This window comes from Candidatus Saccharimonas sp. (assembly GCA_015256915.3).
Taxonomy (GTDB): domain Bacteria; phylum Patescibacteriota; class Saccharimonadia; order Saccharimonadales; family Saccharimonadaceae; genus Nanogingivalis.
In genome coordinates this window covers 558168-574614 of the sequence record CP076101.2, presented here as the reverse complement: position 1 = coordinate 574614, position 16447 = coordinate 558168, and the positions used below count along the sequence as shown (strand labels likewise).

The following is a 16447-nucleotide window of genomic DNA, read 5'->3' as shown; positions in this document are numbered from 1 at the left end:
TTGCTAATTTTGTTGCCAATATTTTTAACAAAACAGATTAAAATCATGTTAAATTTGCTTGATTTAGCTAATAACATATAATGAATTTATCAAATTTATTTTTTTGAAAAAATATTTAAAGCCACCAAAATTAGGTGGCTTAAGGTTTTTGGGTATTATTCTTTTTTTGACTGCTCGTTACAGGGTCTAAAGATCACAATTTGTCCGGTGAACAATTTGATATGGCAAGGTTCTTCTACTTTGTTAGTTTCGGTTTGTTCCATATTATATACCCCTTTCTAAAGTTCAAGGCTATTCAAGATATATTTTATCTTGAGTATAATCTATATTCTGAGTATAGCATATTATTAAATATAATAAAATAGTTTTTATAAAAAATATAAAATGATATAATAATAAGAGATGAACAAACAACTTTCGAAAAAGCTAAAAGAACTGCCAAATTCCGCTGGCGTTTATTTTCATAAAAATTCGAAAGATGAGATTATTTATGTTGGAAAAGCGGCAAATTTAAAAAATCGTGTGCGGCAATATTTTCAAAACTCGCGCGGAAAAGATCCAAAAACTGAAGCTTTGGTATCAGAAATTGCGATGACTGACTGGATTGAGGTTGAGACTGAAATTGATGCGCTATTTTTAGAGAGCGAGATGATTAAGCGCTACAAGCCACAGTACAACATACTTTTGCGGGATGATAAATCACCAACTTACGTGCGAATTGGTTTTCGTGACAAAATTCCGCATGTTAGTTTCACTAAAAATCCGCTTGATGATTTAGCAGAATATTTTGGCCCATTTTATAATTCTAATGCAGTGAAAAAATCGGTCCGATTGCTTCGAAGAGTCTTTCCGTATTATTTGAGTGAAAAAATGCCAGCTAGAAATAGTTTAGATTTTCAGATTGGTTTAACTCCTGGGCTGGAAAATTTTGAACCAAATTTGCCCGAATATCAACAAAAAATGACAGAATATAAACGTAATTTACGCCAGCTCTCGCGATATTTAAAAGGTGAGCGAAAAATGCTTCAGCTTGAAATTGAGAAAGAAATGCTCGATTTTGCGAATGAACAGAATTTCGAAATGGCTGCAAAAAAACGTAACCAACTGCGAGATTTAAGTGAGCTTGGTAAACAGGTTATTTTTTCGAACGAGGAATTTTTGGATATTTCAAAAGACCACGCATTAGCGAAATTGGCGGAAATTCTCTCGCTTGAAATTCCACTGAGGAGAATTGAGGCTTATGACATTTCGCACACTGGTGGAGAAAACAATGTGGCGTCGATGGTGGTTTTTACAAATGGGCTTAGCGACAAGCGAGAGTATCGAAAATTTAAAATGACAACTGGCGGAAATGATGATTTTCTTCATATGAAAGAAGTTTTAATACGGAGATTCTCGAAGCGAAACGAAAAATGGGGATGGCCTGATTTAGTTTTGATTGATGGTGGAAAAGGTCAATTAAGTGCAGTGCGAGAAGTTTTGCCAAGAGATATTTTAGCAATTGGAATTGCTAAGCGTGATGAAGAGATTATTTTTGATACGCAAAATCCAAACCTCAAAACTAATTGGTTAGATAAAAACTTCGAAAAAAATGATAGAGATTTTTCGGTTCGGCGAGAGGGCGATTTTTTGATACTAAATTTGCACCTTTTGCAAAGCCATTCACACGGCCACGCCCGCAACTTGCTAGGTGAAAGTAACTCAGAATTTAGTGATTTAACCAAGCTTTTCCAGCGGATTCGTGATGAAGCTCACCGATTTGCAATTAATTATCATTCTAATTTGCGAACTAAAAAGCAAACTCAGAATGCATTAGAAAAAATTGATGGTGTAGGAATAAAAACGCGGGCAAAATTATTGCGAGAATTTGGTTCGCTAAAGAAAATTCGCGAAGCCCCTGTGCAAGAGCTTTCGAAAATTGTTGGTGAAAAATTAGCTCAAAAAATTAAGCAAAATTTGTAATTTTCTTGGAATTTTGGTAAAATATACATAAGTATTATGGTGGGTAAAGGCAGAATTAAAAAACGTCTTAAACAGATACAATCGCTTAAAAATTGGCAATTGTTTATTTTACTTATACTTGTGATTTTTGTAAATTTAACAGCTTTACGTTTGAATAATGTGGGAATGATTCGTAGAAGAGAGGCTGTTGAAACGGCTGATAAATCTGGCGATGTTGAAGCTACCAGAAAAGCAACAATTGAATTAGCTAATTACGTTTATGCTCATATGAATAGTGGCGGAATTTTTTATAGTGATGAAACTCACTGGTTCAAAATGAACCGAGAAGTGAAAATTGTATGGGCGAATATTTATGAAAGTGATATGAGAAAAGCCGAGCAGGTTGCTCGTGAAGCTGAAAGTGATAATCCGAATGGAAATATTTTTAAAAAGGCGGAAGAAGCTTGCCGGCCAAGGTTCCGTGGCGGATATTCTTTAGCATATCAACAGTGTATTTTAGATGAGCAAAATAAATATCCTGCAAGTAGTCAGGGTCAAGTTAAGGCTGAATACCCAAATATTTCAGAATATACTTATAGTTTTGTCGCACCAATTTGGTCACCAGATTTGGCTGGATGGACAACTTTAGTAGCAATAATTTTAATTTTTATGATTATAATAAAAATGATAACAACTATAATTCTTAAGCTTATTTTGAAAAAATATACACCAAAAGTGTAAAAAGGCTTGACACCACTTTAAAACTGATATACAATGAAAATATATAACAGTAGTAATGAAAGGATAGAAATGGCTTATAGTCAAACAAATTCAAAAGGAATTACATATTATTTGCACAAAAGTGAAGTAACTTTGCGTGGCGGAAAACCACAAACAATTTACTTCTTTGCTAAAAAAGAAAAGAACGATAAGGGTGAGCCTTGCGACCTTCCAGAAGACCGAATTGTAAAAGAAAATCCACGAAACGGCTTCTTGACAGTTTCTCGCAAGAAATAATCAATTTATAAAAACCGCCTCTCATTCAGATGGGGCGGTTTTGTTAAATTCAAAATAAAAATAAAAACGCCAATTAGGCGATTTTGGTAGGGGATGCTGGGTTCGAACCAGCGACCAATCGTGTATGAGACGACTGCTCTAACCGCTGAGCTAATCCCCCGACTATTTAATTATATCAGAAAATGTGATAAAATTAAATAGTGAAATTAAACTTAAACGATTTAAAAACTAAAACTCGCCGTGCGAAATATTATTTTTCGAACGATATTTTAACTTTGAGTAATATTGTTATGGCCAGTGTTATTTTTATCTCGATAATTTGGGTTTGGGGGAATATTGCGGCGATGGAAAAAAATTATTCAATTCAAAAAAAGCTAGAACTCAAACAGCGCCAGGCTTTAATTGATGAAATTAGCTATAAAACACTTGAATATGAGCAAAAATATCTGAAAAGTTCTGAATACCAAGAGCTTGCTGTACGTGAAAAACTTGGTCTTGCAATGCCAGGTGAACATGTTTTGATTCTTTCGAAATACCCAGAAGAACAAAAGAAAGAGCAAACTAAAACGCCAAAACCTTCAAATTTTACACAATGGATTAACTTTATTTTTGGTGGAAATGCTCAAAAGGCAACGAAATAGCCAAAAACCCTTGACTTTTAAATATCTGCGTGATAAAATATAAAGCAGATATCGCGGGATGGAGCAGTCTGGTCAGCTCGCTTGGCTCATAACCAAGAGGTCGTAGGTTCAAATCCTACTCCCGCAACCAAGAAATTATTTCAAAAAATAACTTTTCAAAAATGGAAGGTTATTTTTATTTATAAAAATAAAAATCGTTACAAAATTTGCAACGATTTTCTATATAATTTCTGGTAGTAGCGGCGGGGATTGAACCTGCGACCTTAGGCTTATGAGTCCTACGCTCTAACCAACTGAGCTACGCTACCATAATGTTTATATTTTAGCACATTGAAAAACTTTTTTCAAGAGAAAAGCTCGCTAATTTTGCGAGCTTCATATTCTTAGACTAAATCTTCGAACTCATCAAATTCATTGAATCGTGAAATTCTTGCATCAATGAAGTTTCGGAGTTCTTTTTTAGTTCGGTGTCTATCCCATGAGGACATTCGTTCGTGTCGTGCCATTTATTTTCCTTTTTGTTTTTAAATAATATTACGTTATTTATAATAACATATAAAAATATAAAAGTCAAGACTTTTTTCGAAAAAACTTAAACATTTTTCTTGATTTTCGCTTGTGCTTATAATATAATTTAAATGAAGCTTATGGAAATTCGGATGATTTTATTAGTAGTAATCTTAGCGGCAATGGTGCATGCTAGTTTTCATTTGAGTATTAGCGTTCTAACACTTTTGAGTGGGCACACTTTAAGCAAGAAAAAGTCGCATTTACAATTAACAAAGTTATCTATGTCTTTAGTTTTTGGATCAGTTTTTGCAACTATTCTTATTTTTTCAACTTTTGCATATTTTGCTGGAATATTTTATAATATTGCATTTTCGAAAGTAGCTTGGGCAGTCTTGGCTGGTATTTTAGTTGCTGCTGGGATCTCAACTTGGATTTTTTATTATCGAAGAGGCAAAAACATACAAAATAGTACGGAACTTTGGATTCCTCGTTCAATGGCAAAGTTTCTTAACGAGCGAGCAAGTAAAACTGTTCATTCGGCTGAAGCATTTTCGCTAGGAATTGTGAGTGTTTTGAGTGAAATCTTGTTTTATTTTGCATCTTTGGCGATTTCGGCAATTTTAGCCTCACGTGTTTCACCGGCCCTTCAATTTGCTATTTTAGTAATTTATGTTTTAATTTCTAATTTACCAATTTTTAGTATTGCTTGTATGATTTCTGGTGGACATCCAATTTCAGAAATTCAAGCTTGGCGGAATAAGAATAAGCGTTTTATGCAATTTTCAGCAGGTCTGGGAATGATAATTTTAGCATTTATAACTGGTGTTGTAATTTTTATGCCAGAATTCTTAGGGGTTTCGCTATGAGAATGGTTGTAAAATCTGATGGAGAAGTTGAGAAATTTGATTATAAAAAATTACAAAAATCCTTGAGTGAAACTTTCTTAATTGTTAGATCTCCAGAAGGGCAAAGTAATGAATTTGTTCGAAAAACTCTTCTCGAATTTGCAGATTGGCAAAGAAACAAACCAGAAATTACAAGTGGTGATATTCGAAGACAAACCGGAGAAATTCTACAGAAAGTCCATCCGGAGGCAGCGTATATTTATAAAAATTTCAAGAGCATAATTTAAGGAGTGAAAAATGGCTAAAAGAAAATTTGATTTTGATTTAATTGTTCTTGGAAGTGGAGCGGGTGGTTCGGCAGCAGCAAATATTGCAGCAAAATCCGGGCTAAATGTTGCGATTGTTGAAAATGATCTTTTTGGTGGTGAATCACCAAATTATAGTGATATTCCACGGGCGGCAATTTCGAAGGTTAAAAAAGCTTTTTTTGAGGCGAAAAAGGCTGAAAAAATGGGTCTACGCTCGGCAAATTTAACTTATAATTTTCCGATAATTTCTGCTTGGAAAAAAAATGTGATTGAACGAACCGGTGCTCATGATAATCAAAAATTTTTCGAAAGTATGGGGATTAAAACTTTTCGCGGTGAAGCCAGATTTTTAACTCCGAATGAGATTTCGATTAATCAAAAGCATTATTCAGCAAAGAATTTCTTGATTGCAACTGGTTCGAAAATCTCAATTCCAGATATTAAAAATATTGAAAATGTGCGATACTATACGCCGAAAACAATTTTTGATATTGCTCGCCCACCTAAAAGCATTTTTATTGTTGGTGGTGGAGCTGAGGCGGTTGAAATTGCTCAAATTTTGGCTATTTTTGGTACGAAAGTTTACATCAGTGAAGTTTCAGCACGACTTTTGCCAAAAGAAGACGAAGAAGTTGGAATTACTATTGAAAATATTTTAGTTGAAGAAAGTCATGTTTATGTTTTACCGCAAACTCGAGTGGTAGCAGTGCAAAAAGACGGCTTGATGAAGCGAGTGATCTTTCAACGAGGCGGAACCGAGAAATTTGTGCGAGTTGATGAAATTCTGGTTGTAGGTGAAAGAATACCTAATACAGACATAGGCTTAGAAAATGCCCATATTGATTTTTCGAAAGATGGAATTGCTGTAAATGAATTTTCGCAAACTTCTATGAAGCATATTTTTGCGGTTGGTGGCGTGGTTAATCCACAAGCTCAAACGGCAGAGATTCTCCTTGAAAGCCGAACGGTTGCTTATAATATTTTACATTCACGCTCAAAAATTGAGGTTAAGTTTCCGCTTTCGCCTCGTACAATTTCAACTTGGCCAGAAATTGCCACGGTTGGTTTAACTGAGGATGATTGTTTGAAGAGAGATTTAAAATATAAAACTGCAATTGCGCCACTTAATTTAATTGCAAAAAGTAATGTCGAGAATTTCAGTAGTGGATTTGCTAAAATTATTTGTGATAGGAAGGGAAAGATTATTGGCGGAAGTATTGTATCGCCAGATGCAATAAACTTGATTTCGCAGATTTCTTTGGCGATTCGAAATGAAATGACAGCACACGATTTAGCCGAAATCCCACAACCATTTTTAAGCTGGAGCGAGATTATTCGTGTGGCAGCCCATAAAATTAAATAAAACTAAACGCTCAAAAGTTAAAATGGGCGTTTTTATTTTTCGAAATTTGAATTTTCAAGCAAAAAATGGTAAAATTAATATAGATTTACAGATAAAAATTAAGGAGAATTATGGCTGGTCATAATAAATGGTCAAAAATTAAACGACAGAAAGGTGTAAATGATGCAAAACGGGGTGCAATTTTTACACGAATTGGAAATCAAATTGCAATTGCAGCTCGTGGTGGTGCTGATCCAGACATGAACCCAAGTTTGGCGCTGGCAATTGAAAAAGCTCGCGCTGTGAATATGCCAAATGCAAATATTGAGCGTGCAATTGCTCGCGCAGCAGATAAAAACTCGGCAATACTTGAGGAAATTACTTACGAAGGTTATGGCCCAAATGGAATTGGTTTGATTATTGAAACCGCAACCGACAACCGCAACCGAACTTTCCCTGAAGTTAAGACTGCTTTAGTAAAAAATGGTGGCCGAATTGCTGACGCGGGTAGTGTGATGTTTCAGTTTACTCGCAAAGGTGTAATTTTGGTTGAAGCAACGGGCGAAGACGCACTACTTGAAATTCTTGATGCTGGTGCAGAAGACGCGGTTGAAGAAGATGGCGAAATTATGGTTTATACCGACCAAAAAGATTTAATGAAAGTTCGAAAAGAACTAATTGAAAAAGGTTTAACTGTAAAAGAAGCCGAACTTCAATACGTGCCAAATATGGAAGTTGAAATCACTGACGACGAAACTCGTGCGAAAGTTGAAAAATTGATGGATGCACTTGACGACGTTGATGACGTGGTGAATGTTCATACGAACGCTAAAATAGATTAAACAATAAAAAGCTTTCGAAGATTTCGAGAGCTTTTTATTGTTTAAAAATTTATTTGACATTACTATAGCTATTTGTTATAATCGTAAATACTTAAGTAATACTGGTAGGTGCTTAGGCGTAGTTTTTCTGATATTGTTGTGAAATAAAATTAGAAAATTACATTTTTTACCGGAGTTCATTTGAATTTTTTATGGAAAGTTGGTACTGTTATGGCTAAAGGAAATAATGGCAATAATGGCGGAAACCCTACTCAAGGTTCTGGTTTCGGAACTAATGGTGGCGGTCGTCGCAATTAGAATAAGTTTAGCTGCTTTATAAGTACAGTAAAAATTGAAAGTTGAAACTCTTTCCGTATCTGGGGCAAAAGCCCCTATTTTTATAGGTAAAAACATGTTTAATTTAATTTTTAATTCTGATATAAGTAATTCGCTAAAAACTAAAATTCATAATTATTTTGAAAAATATAATAATGCTTTTTTGCAATATTTTCCAAAAATGAGTGATGTAGATATTTATTTTTCACATGCTCAAAAGGCTAACCCAGAGATAAGTAAAAACCAAAAAGTTTGGGGTATTGCTCAGCTTAAAGATAATTTTATGGAGTTTGTAATCTTTGAAGATGATTTTTCTGAAGCAGACTTTGTTCAGAATATTTTTCACGAATTAAATCATGTATTTCGAGGTTTTTATGAACGTAATTTTTGGTTAATGGTGGATATTGTTACTGAGGGTTTAGCGGTAAGTTTTGAGAAACAAGTTAGAACTGAAACTGGCATTTTCTGGAAAGACAAGCCGTTTTACTATTTCGAAAACGAAAAGGCGATGATCTTAAAGCGGCTTGCTGAAGCAATTGATATTTGCGAAAATAAAAAAGACTATAATTATAATGCATGGCTATATAATTTTAATGGTGAAAATCCTGATTTTCCGCACAATTTGGGCTATAAAATTGGTGATTTTTTGGTTGGCGAATATTGCAAATTTCATAAGATTAAACCGATCGAAGCTGTACGAATTCCAACAATGGAATTTATTAAATTTGCCAAAAAGGAGATTTTAAAATGCGAAAAATAATTTTGGGAAATTTTAAAAATAATAAAGTTTTCCGCAAGAAATTGCGCTCAAGTTATAGGCAAGCGTTACGAATTTTACGACCACAATTTGGTGAAAATAAAGGTTACGATTTGGTTTTTTGTCGAAAAATTTGGACTTATTCTGATGATGGAATTGATTTTTATAGAAGGCAAAATCATGCTGCTTTTGAGATTTGCGAAGTTTTTAGAGATATTCGCAATATTGATATTCGAAACGCGATAATTCGAGCTGTTACGAGTGAAAATTTGCGGAAATTAAATTTTAAAAACGAATTTTTAATGGATATCTTGGCGGTTGGTGGAGGATTTTATTTGGCTGGAATTTCGAAAAATATTAAACTTTCACCAGAGATTAAAAAAGATTTCTTGGAATTTTCTAAAAATGCTGAAAATTATGATTTTGATAAATATATGAATGGTGAAAATAAAATTGAGCAGAATTTTCTTGGATTTTTTGCAGCTAAAATTATTTCGAAAATTATAAAAAACCGAAAATTAAATGAAATTTCTGAGCAGGAAATTTTTGACGAAATTCAGAAAATATAGTATAATTTTAATATGAATAACCTTGAATTTCTTGTAAAAAACTATCAAACGCCACCTGAAGCTATTACTTTAGTTGAAAATTCTCGCATTTTACTACTTGCGGGAATTTCTGGCGCAGGAAAAGATACAACCAAGAAACATCTTTTAAAAAATGAAGAATATCGTGATATTGTCAGCCACACAACGCGCCAGCCTCGTGAAAATAATGGCAAAATTGAACAAAATGGTATTGACTACAATTTTATTTCGATTGAAAAGGCTGAAGAAATGCTTAATAAACGTGAGTTTATTGAGGCGAAATTTGTTCACGATAGGATTTATGGTACAAGTGTTGTAGAGATTGAAAAAGCGAACCAAAACGGGCAGATTTCCGTAACGGATATTGATATACAAGGAATTGCAGAATATAAAAAAATGAGCGAGCGAGTGGTTGCGGTTTTTATTTTGCCACCAGATTTCGAAACTTGGCGAGCACGTTTTGCAAACCGATATTCAAATGCAGAAGAATTCGAAAAAGATTTCGAAAAACGTTTGCCAGAAGCGATTTCTTCATTAGAGCAGGCGCTCGAAGTACCATATTTTCACTTTATTTTGAATGATGATTTTCGAAACACGGCGCGAATTATTAACCAAATTATGCACCAAGATGTTGAATTTAACTATAAAGATATTGAAGTGCGTGTGCGAGCAAGAAAACTTTTGGAAGATATTAAAGCTAAATTCTTAGAATTATCAAAGTAGACTAAAAGAAAAGCCTGTATTTTTGCGGGCTTAGAAGAGTTATAGTCTGCAGAGTATCGCTTTATCTTTATCTATTTTTGAGTTTATTAATATTCTGTAACTGTATGTAAAAGATAAAAAGTCAAATATTTTTAGAGATATTTTGGAAATATGATACTAAAAATATAGAATTAGCACTCTATTGACCTAAGTGCTAATTTGTGCTAAACTTAAAATATGAATATTACACCACGACAAACGCAAATTTTGGTAGCAATTATTGAGCAATATGCCGAAGTTGCCAGCCCGGTTGGTAGTGTTACTTTGGCGAAGCTTTTTAATGTTTCAAGTGCGACAATTCGTTCTGAAATGGCAAAACTTGAAGATCTTGGTTTAATTACACAACCACACACTTCTGCCGGGCGAATTCCAACCGATAAAGGTTATCGTTTCTATGTAAACCGTTTAACTGCTCAAAGCGAGGGCGAAGATGAACAAATTTTACTAAACGCTAATAATTCGAAAGATAGCTTACGCGGATTTCGGGCAATTTCTTCACGAGTTTCAGCTCAGAATGACCGCGCCGACCATGCAATTCGTTCAGCTGTAGATTCTTTAGTTGAACTTACTGGTAATCTTGGTCTTGCTACAATTGGCGATCAACTTTACATTAATGGAATTTATAATCTTTTTTCTCAGCCTGAATTTGAAAGTGGTGAAGCGGTCCAATCTGTTGCACAGCTTCTTGATAATCTTGAACCATGGCTTCGTGAAGTTACCCCAAATGAACCGCTCAATGTTTATATTGGCAGCGAGAATCCAATTGGTAAAAGTTCTGGTGCGAGTTTGATTATTTCAAAATTCGAAAGCCCATTTTCGGAAAATTCTTACATTGGTGTGCTTGGACCAACTCGTCAAAATTACGGAAAAGTGGTACGATTGGTTCAAAAGACAGGTGAATTTTTAGAAGAGATATTGTAGTTTAAGGAGGAAAAGATGGAAGAAAATAATGTATTGAAAAATCAAGATAGTGTAAAAGATAAGAAGCAATCAGGATTTTTTAAAAAAGATTCAAAGTGCGAAAAGCTTCAAGCAGAGAACTCAGAACTAAAAAATGATTTGCAGCGTACGCGTGCTGATTTTGAAAATTATCGCAAAAACGTTGAGGGCCGAATTTCGAATGCGCAAAATTTGGGCGAGAAAAAGGCAATTTTGGCATTGATTCCGATGATTGATGATATTGAGCGCGCAATTTCACATTTACCAACAGAATTGGCAGAAAATTCTTGGGCGCAAAATGTTGTAAAAATGAGCAAAAATTTGGAAAAAAATCTTTCAAAACTTGGAGTTGAAAAGATTAATTCTTCGAAAGGTGTTACTTTTAATCCGGAACTCCATGAAGCGATTCAGTTCGACGAAGAATCGGAAGGAGAAGAAGAAATTATTGTTGAAGAGCTTCGAGCAGGTTATACTTTAAAGGGTGAAGTTTTACGAGCAGCAATGGTAAAAGTTGGGCGAAAGTAGTTTTATTTGTTGACATATTCTTGGTAATATGATATTATTGTGTATGTTAACCCGTTTCGCCTTATTTTAGAAGGTTGGGACTCGCGGGTTAGCATAATAATATAAAAACTAGAGTCTGTACTTTTTGTTTAGTCATAGGATTCGTCCTTAAAACCGTCTAGTATTAGGCGGTTTTTAATTTTAAAAAACTTTAAAATTAAGCATAAATATGATAAAATATAACGTATGAATAGTGGGCAAAATCTTAAAAATATTAAAAAGTTTATTCGTGCGGCGAATTATTTAACGGTTTCGCAAATTTTTTTGCAAGACAATTTTTTATTAGAGCGAGAGCTGAAATTTGATGATATTAAACCACGCCTTCTTGGTCATTGGGGTAGCTGCCCCGGTGTAAATCATGTTTACGCTCATCTTTTAAATATTCAAAAACAGCTTGATTTTGCTAAAAGCGGCTTGAAGACAGCATTTATGCTTGGGCCTGGCCATGCTTTTCCAGCACTTCAAGCAAATCTTTTTATTGAAGAAACTCTTTCTAAGATCGATAAAAATGCAGTTCGAAATTTACAAGGCATTGCTTATATTTCGAAAAACTTTTCTTGGCCAGGTGGTTTCCCATCGCATGCAAGCCCTTTTACACCAGGTGTAATTCTTGAAGGCGGTGAGCTTGGTTATTCGCTCTCAACTGCTTTTGGGGCGGTTTTGGATAACCCGAATCTTGTAATGACCACTTTAATTGGTGATGGCGAGGCTGAAACTGGCCCAATTGCTGCAGCTTGGCATTTAAATAAATTAATAAATCCAGTTGAAAATGGAGTAGTTTTGCCTATTTTACATTTGAATGGTTATAAAATTTCTGGTCCGACAATCTTTGGCTCGATGAGTGACTTTGAATTGATTCAATTTTTTCACGGAGCGGGCTGGGAACCAAAAATTGTTGATGAATATTCTGCCGAAGATTTCGATTTTGAACTTTCGAAAGTTTTTTCGAGTGCTTTTCGAGATATTTCACGAATAAAATTTGGCCGAAAAAACGGTTTTGTGCGGCTACCAATGATTATTATGCGAAGCAAAAAGGGAAGCTCCGGTGTTGCTGAAAATAATGGTGAAAAAATCGAAGGAAATTCGCTTGCTCATCAAGTTCCGCTTTTAAATGCCAAGAGCGATGAAAAAGAGCTTAAAAAACTTGAAGAATGGTTGAAATCTTATAAATTCGAAGAGCTTTTTGATTTTGAAAAAGGTGAATTTAAGCCTTGGCTTGATGATTTTTTACCGGAAAAATCAAGCAGAATTGGGCAAAATCGTTTTGTTGATGCAAATTTGAATTTTGCAGAATTAAGATTGCCAGAAATTCGTGAAAGAATAAGTGAAAAATCACTCACAATGAATGCAGTTGGCGATTTTTTGAAAGAAGTTTTCAAAAAAAATCCAGAGAACTTCCGCTTCTTTAGTCCTGATGAAACTTATTCAAATAAATTAGATGCTATTTTTAAAGTAACTTCACGTTCTTGGCAGCGAGAAATTAAACCGTGGGAAAAAGATTTGGCGAAAAACGGTCGCGTGACGGAAATTTTGAGTGAGCATTCCTTACAGGGGCTTTTGCAGGGCTATATTTTAACAGGGCGACACGGAGTTTTAACTTCTTATGAAGCCTTTGCACCGATTATTTCTTCAATGATGGATCAATACGCGAAGTTCTTAGCTCAATCTAAAGAAGTAAAATGGCGAGGTGATCTGGCAAGTTTAAACTATATTTTAACTTCAACTGGTTGGCGGCAAGACCACAATGGATTTTCGCACCAAAATCCAAGTTTTATTGATGAAGTTTTACGCCGTGAAAATGGAATCGGGCAGATTTTTTTGCCAGCAGACGATAATTCAGCAGTTGTAGCGATTTCGAAAATGCTAAAATCCCGAAATAATATTAACGTTTTGGTTGCAGGAAAAACGCCTGAACCAAGATATTTTTCTCTTGAAAGTGCACAAAAACAGCTTGAAAATGGCGGAATATTTGTTTTTGATTCTTGGAAGAATCAGGAAATTACAGATTGGAATTTAATTACAGAAGATGATGAGCCAGATTTAATTTTGGCGGCAAGTGGTGATTATGTTTTTAAGGAAACAGTTGCGGCGCTCCAAGTTTTACTTCATGATGTACCGCAAGTTAAAATTCGCTTGGTTTATACTCAAGCACTTTGCGGAAAAGGAATTGGAACTTTCGAAAATACACTTTCGAAAAGCATTTTTGTGAAGATTTTTACCAAAGATAAGCCGGTTATATTTACTTTTCATGGATATGCTAAAACTCTCAAATCGATTTTATTTGATTATGAAAATCCAGCACGTATTCAAATTAATGGATATGAAGAAAAAGGCTCAACAACAACACCTTTTGATATGTTAGCGAGAAATAGGGTGTCGCGATATGATATTGCAGTGAGGGCCTTAAATTTGGTTAATAAAGGCGCTGAAGTTTTTGAAAAACTTGCAATAGAATATCAAAAACGCCAAAATGATGATTTACACTTTGCGCGAGAAAATTCAGTAGATGCGCCAGAGATTGAGGATTGGGAGTATTCGAGTTTTTCTAATTGATTGAAAATACAGTATTAAAAAGAAAAATCTCATCATTTTATGATGAGATTTAAGAAGGGTCTACCCAGTGATAGCCAGAGCTACCGCAGCTATTACAGGTATAATTATATTTCGTAAACCCGTAAGAAGCTGTGAATAAGTCTGGTCCGGAAATTGTAGCAGGTGAAATTTTTATATCGCCTGCTCCGCACTTTGGACAAGGGAACTTATGCATCACTTTGTCTCCTTTCTATTATTTCGAAATTTTCTTTCGAAGGCCAAATTCAGTTATCTTTAAATAAATTTAATCTTCGAAAGAAAATTTTGTGAAAGAACTGTCAACATTCCAATTCTTAGGACTCCGACTTATATGTACCAATTATACTATATTATTTTGAGTATGTCAAGAGGCTATTTTTACATTAACATTGTAAATAATACAACATTAGCACTCTTGACTTGTGAGTGCTAAAAGCGTATAATCAAAATATAAGCGTGAAACGAATTGCGAGGCGCGCTTTATAGAATAGTTAATAACTTTCGAGAAACTTTCTGAAAAATCCGAATAGGCTAAGAGATTCGAGATTGACTAGGAAAGCTATTGAACAGATAAATTTAATAAAGAAAGAAGGAGAAAATGGGAAAAATTATTGGAATTGACCTTGGTACAACTAACAGCGCTTTTGCGTATATGGTTGCAGGAAAACCTGAGGTTATTACAAACGCAGAAGGAAATCGAACTACACCATCAGTTGTAGCAATCAATAAAAAAGGTGATCGTTTGGTTGGGCAGGTAGCACAACGTCAGCGCGTAACAAATCCAAAAAATACAATTTACGGAGTAAAGCGTTTGATTGGCCGAAAGTATTCTGATGATGAGATCCAAAAAGATCTTGGAATCATGCCTTATGAGATTGTGAAAAAAGGCAGTGGCGTTGCTGTAAAAATGGGTGACAAAGAATATACGCCAGAAGAAGTTTCGGCGATGATTCTTTCGAAAATTAAAGCTGATGCTGAAGCTTTCTTGGGCGAAAAAGTTACCGAAGCTGTGATTACCGTTCCAGCTTACTTTGATGATAGTCAACGCCAAGCAACTAAAGATGCTGGTAAAATTGCTGGTCTTGAAGTAAAACGAATTATTAACGAGCCAACTGCAGCCGCACTTGCTTATGGCTTAGACGGTAAAAAAGATGAAAAAATTGCTGTTTTCGACCTTGGTGGTGGAACATTCGACGTTTCAGTTCTTGATATTGCTGATGGTGTGTTTGAAGTTCTTTCAACAAACGGTGATACACACCTTGGTGGTGAAGACTTCGATAACCGCATTGTGAACCACTTTTTGGACGAATTTAAGAAAGAAGAAGGAATCGATCTTAAAAATGATTCTGCTGCAATGCAGCGCTTGAAGGACGAAGCTGAAAAAGCTAAAAAAGAGCTTTCTTCAACAACATCTTATGAAGTGAACTTACCGTTCTTGACAGCTGATGAAGATGGTCCAAAACACTTCGAGTACACTCTAACTCGAGCAAAACTTGAAGAATTAGTTGCTGATTTAATCGATCGATTAGCTGATCCTGTCGAGAAAGCTTTGAGTGATGCTAACTTAAAAGCTAGTGATATTGCTGAAGTTGTGATGGTTGGTGGTATGACCCGAATGCCAGCTGTGGTTGAAAAAGTTGAAAAAATCTTTGGTAAAAAACCAACTCAAGGTGTTAACCCTGACGAGGTTGTAGCTGTTGGTGCTGCAATTCAAGGTGGTGTTTTGGCTGGAGATGTTAAAGATGTGCTACTTCTTGATGTTACACCTTTGACACTTGGAATCGAAACTGCTGGTGGTGTTCGAACTCCAATGATTGATCGAAACACGACTGTGCCAACTTCGAAATCACAAGTTTTTTCAACTTATGCTGATAATCAGCCGCAAGTTGAGATTCATGTGCTTCAAGGTGAGCGTGAAATGGCTGCCGACAATAAATCTCTTGGAATGTTTGTACTTTCAGGAATTGCACCAGCGCCACGAGGAGTTCCACAAATTGAAGTTACTTTCAATATTGATGCAAACGGAATTTTGACGGTTACTGCTAAAGATAAAGGAACCGGTAAAGAGAATAATATCACAATTCAAAACTCAGGAAATATGAGTAAAGAAGATATTGAAAAGGCTCAAAAAGAAGCTGAACTTCACGCTGATGAAGATAAAAAGAAGCGCGAATTGATTGATGCTAAAAATCAGCTCGAAAATGCTATTTACCAAGCAGAAAAAATGCCAAGCGAATTCAAAGATAAGATTTCGAAAGAAGATGAAGAAGCAATTTCGAAAGCTGTTGAAGAGGCTAAAAAACATCAAAATGCTGAGAGTAAAGATGAGCTTGAGAAAGCTGCTAAAGATCTTCAAGATGCAATTATGCCAATTGGTGCAAAATTGTATCAAGCTCAAAGTGCAGATAATACAAGTGAAGCTGGCGATAAAGCTAAAACTTCTCACAAAAAAGATAATGACGAGCCAGTTGAAGGCGAAGTTATTGATAAGAAATAATTCGAAAAT

15 protein-coding genes and 3 tRNA genes are annotated in these 16447 nt (G+C 35.0%); 16 read left to right on the top strand and 2 right to left on the bottom strand.

Translation table 11 applies throughout. The features are described from left to right. The first annotated feature begins 402 nt into the window (after positions 1-402). The 3 genes from HXL38_002935 to HXL38_002925 all read left to right on the top strand — a co-directional run bounded on the left by HXL38_002935 (position 403) and on the right by HXL38_002925 (position 2958). Positions 403-1962: an excinuclease ABC subunit UvrC gene (locus tag HXL38_002935; GenBank protein ID QWB90908.1), complete on the top strand. Its 1560-nt coding sequence runs from the start codon at positions 403-405 to the stop codon at positions 1960-1962. A 36-nt stretch (positions 1963-1998) separates the two neighbouring features. Continuing rightward, positions 1999-2682 carry a hypothetical protein gene (locus HXL38_002930; GenBank protein QWB90907.1) on the top strand — a complete coding sequence of 228 codons (684 nt, stop codon included), beginning with the start codon at positions 1999-2001 and terminating at the stop codon, positions 2680-2682. A 69-nt stretch (positions 2683-2751) separates the two neighbouring features. Continuing rightward, positions 2752-2958 carry a hypothetical protein gene (locus HXL38_002925; protein QWB91285.1) on the top strand — a complete coding sequence of 69 codons (207 nt, stop codon included), beginning with the start codon at positions 2752-2754 and terminating at the stop codon, positions 2956-2958. Positions 2959-3042: 84 nt separating this feature from the next. On the opposite strand, the gene HXL38_002920 is transcribed toward HXL38_002925, so the two are convergent. After that, a tRNA-Ile gene (locus HXL38_002920) sits at positions 3043-3118 on the bottom strand. A gap of 40 nt (positions 3119-3158) precedes the next feature. Between HXL38_002920 and HXL38_002915 the strand changes: the two genes are divergently transcribed. After that, positions 3159-3599, top strand: a complete 441-nt coding sequence (locus HXL38_002915) for a hypothetical protein (GenBank protein ID QWB90906.1) — start codon at positions 3159-3161, stop codon at positions 3597-3599. Between the two features lie 52 nt (positions 3600-3651). Then, a tRNA-Met gene (locus HXL38_002910) sits at positions 3652-3729 on the top strand. 101 nt (positions 3730-3830) lie between these two features. On the opposite strand, the gene HXL38_002905 is transcribed toward HXL38_002910, so the two are convergent. Then, a tRNA-Met gene (locus HXL38_002905) sits at positions 3831-3907 on the bottom strand. Positions 3908-4246: 339 nt separating this feature from the next. Between HXL38_002905 and HXL38_002900 the strand changes: the two genes are divergently transcribed. The 11 genes from HXL38_002900 (at position 4247) to dnaK (ending at position 16438) form a co-directional block, all read left to right on the top strand. After that, positions 4247-4975, top strand: coding sequence for a hypothetical protein (locus HXL38_002900; protein ID QWB90905.2), 729 nt, complete (start codon positions 4247-4249; stop codon positions 4973-4975). Positions 4976-4977: 2 nt separating this feature from the next. Then, the gene (locus HXL38_002895) at positions 4978-5241 is read left to right on the top strand and encodes a hypothetical protein (protein QWB90904.2); all 264 of its coding nucleotides are present in this window, start codon (positions 4978-4980) and stop codon (positions 5239-5241) included. Positions 5242-5251: 10 nt separating this feature from the next. Continuing rightward, entirely contained in the window at positions 5252-6625 is a 1374-nt protein-coding gene (locus HXL38_002890; protein ID QWB90903.1) for an FAD-dependent oxidoreductase, read from the top strand. A 110-nt stretch (positions 6626-6735) separates the two neighbouring features. Beyond that, positions 6736-7446, top strand: a complete 711-nt coding sequence (locus HXL38_002885) for a YebC/PmpR family DNA-binding transcriptional regulator (protein QWB90902.1) — start codon at positions 6736-6738, stop codon at positions 7444-7446. 391 nt (positions 7447-7837) lie between these two features. Further along, positions 7838-8521, top strand: a complete 684-nt coding sequence (locus tag HXL38_002880) for a DUF2268 domain-containing protein (protein QWB90901.1) — start codon at positions 7838-7840, stop codon at positions 8519-8521. After that, positions 8509-9087: a hypothetical protein gene (locus HXL38_002875; protein ID QWB90900.1), complete on the top strand. Its 579-nt coding sequence runs from the start codon at positions 8509-8511 to the stop codon at positions 9085-9087. Before HXL38_002880 ends, HXL38_002875 begins: the two co-directional genes overlap by 13 nt. Positions 9088-9099: 12 nt before the next feature. Then, complete coding sequence (locus HXL38_002870) at positions 9100-9828, top strand: hypothetical protein (protein QWB90899.1); 729 nt, start codon at positions 9100-9102, stop codon at positions 9826-9828. A gap of 216 nt (positions 9829-10044) precedes the next feature. Next, positions 10045-10788, top strand: coding sequence for a transcriptional regulator (locus tag HXL38_002865; protein QWB90898.1), 744 nt, complete (start codon positions 10045-10047; stop codon positions 10786-10788). A 15-nt stretch (positions 10789-10803) separates the two neighbouring features. Beyond that, positions 10804-11331, top strand: coding sequence for a nucleotide exchange factor GrpE (locus HXL38_002860; protein QWB90897.1), 528 nt, complete (start codon positions 10804-10806; stop codon positions 11329-11331). Between the two features lie 225 nt (positions 11332-11556). Then, positions 11557-13923 carry a phosphoketolase family protein gene (locus HXL38_002855; protein ID QWB90896.1) on the top strand — a complete coding sequence of 789 codons (2367 nt, stop codon included), beginning with the start codon at positions 11557-11559 and terminating at the stop codon, positions 13921-13923. Between the two features lie 616 nt (positions 13924-14539). After that, positions 14540-16438 carry a molecular chaperone DnaK gene (dnaK, locus tag HXL38_002850; protein QWB90895.2) on the top strand — a complete coding sequence of 633 codons (1899 nt, stop codon included), beginning with the start codon at positions 14540-14542 and terminating at the stop codon, positions 16436-16438. The last annotated feature ends 9 nt before the right edge of the window (positions 16439-16447 follow it).

What these genes read in the sequence shown, in the direction of transcription:
- HXL38_002935 (QWB90908.1), top strand. Translation starts at nt 403, where the DNA reads ATGAACAAACAACTTTCGAAAAAGCTAAAAGAACTGCCAAATTCCGCT.
- HXL38_002930 (QWB90907.1), top strand. Translation starts at nt 1,999, where the DNA reads ATGGTGGGTAAAGGCAGAATTAAAAAACGTCTTAAACAGATACAATCG.
- HXL38_002925 (QWB91285.1), top strand. Translation starts at nt 2,752, where the DNA reads ATGGCTTATAGTCAAACAAATTCAAAAGGAATTACATATTATTTGCAC.
- HXL38_002900 (QWB90905.2), top strand. Translation starts at nt 4,247, where the DNA reads ATGGAAATTCGGATGATTTTATTAGTAGTAATCTTAGCGGCAATGGTG.
- HXL38_002895 (QWB90904.2), top strand. Translation starts at nt 4,978, where the DNA reads ATGGTTGTAAAATCTGATGGAGAAGTTGAGAAATTTGATTATAAAAAA.
- HXL38_002890 (QWB90903.1), top strand. Translation starts at nt 5,252, where the DNA reads ATGGCTAAAAGAAAATTTGATTTTGATTTAATTGTTCTTGGAAGTGGA.
- HXL38_002885 (QWB90902.1), top strand. Translation starts at nt 6,736, where the DNA reads ATGGCTGGTCATAATAAATGGTCAAAAATTAAACGACAGAAAGGTGTA.
- HXL38_002880 (QWB90901.1), top strand. Translation starts at nt 7,838, where the DNA reads ATGTTTAATTTAATTTTTAATTCTGATATAAGTAATTCGCTAAAAACT.
- HXL38_002875 (QWB90900.1), top strand. Translation starts at nt 8,509, where the DNA reads ATGCGAAAAATAATTTTGGGAAATTTTAAAAATAATAAAGTTTTCCGC.
- HXL38_002870 (QWB90899.1), top strand. Translation starts at nt 9,100, where the DNA reads ATGAATAACCTTGAATTTCTTGTAAAAAACTATCAAACGCCACCTGAA.
- HXL38_002865 (QWB90898.1), top strand. Translation starts at nt 10,045, where the DNA reads ATGAATATTACACCACGACAAACGCAAATTTTGGTAGCAATTATTGAG.
- HXL38_002860 (QWB90897.1), top strand. Translation starts at nt 10,804, where the DNA reads ATGGAAGAAAATAATGTATTGAAAAATCAAGATAGTGTAAAAGATAAG.
- HXL38_002855 (QWB90896.1), top strand. Translation starts at nt 11,557, where the DNA reads ATGAATAGTGGGCAAAATCTTAAAAATATTAAAAAGTTTATTCGTGCG.
- dnaK (QWB90895.2), top strand. Translation starts at nt 14,540, where the DNA reads ATGGGAAAAATTATTGGAATTGACCTTGGTACAACTAACAGCGCTTTT.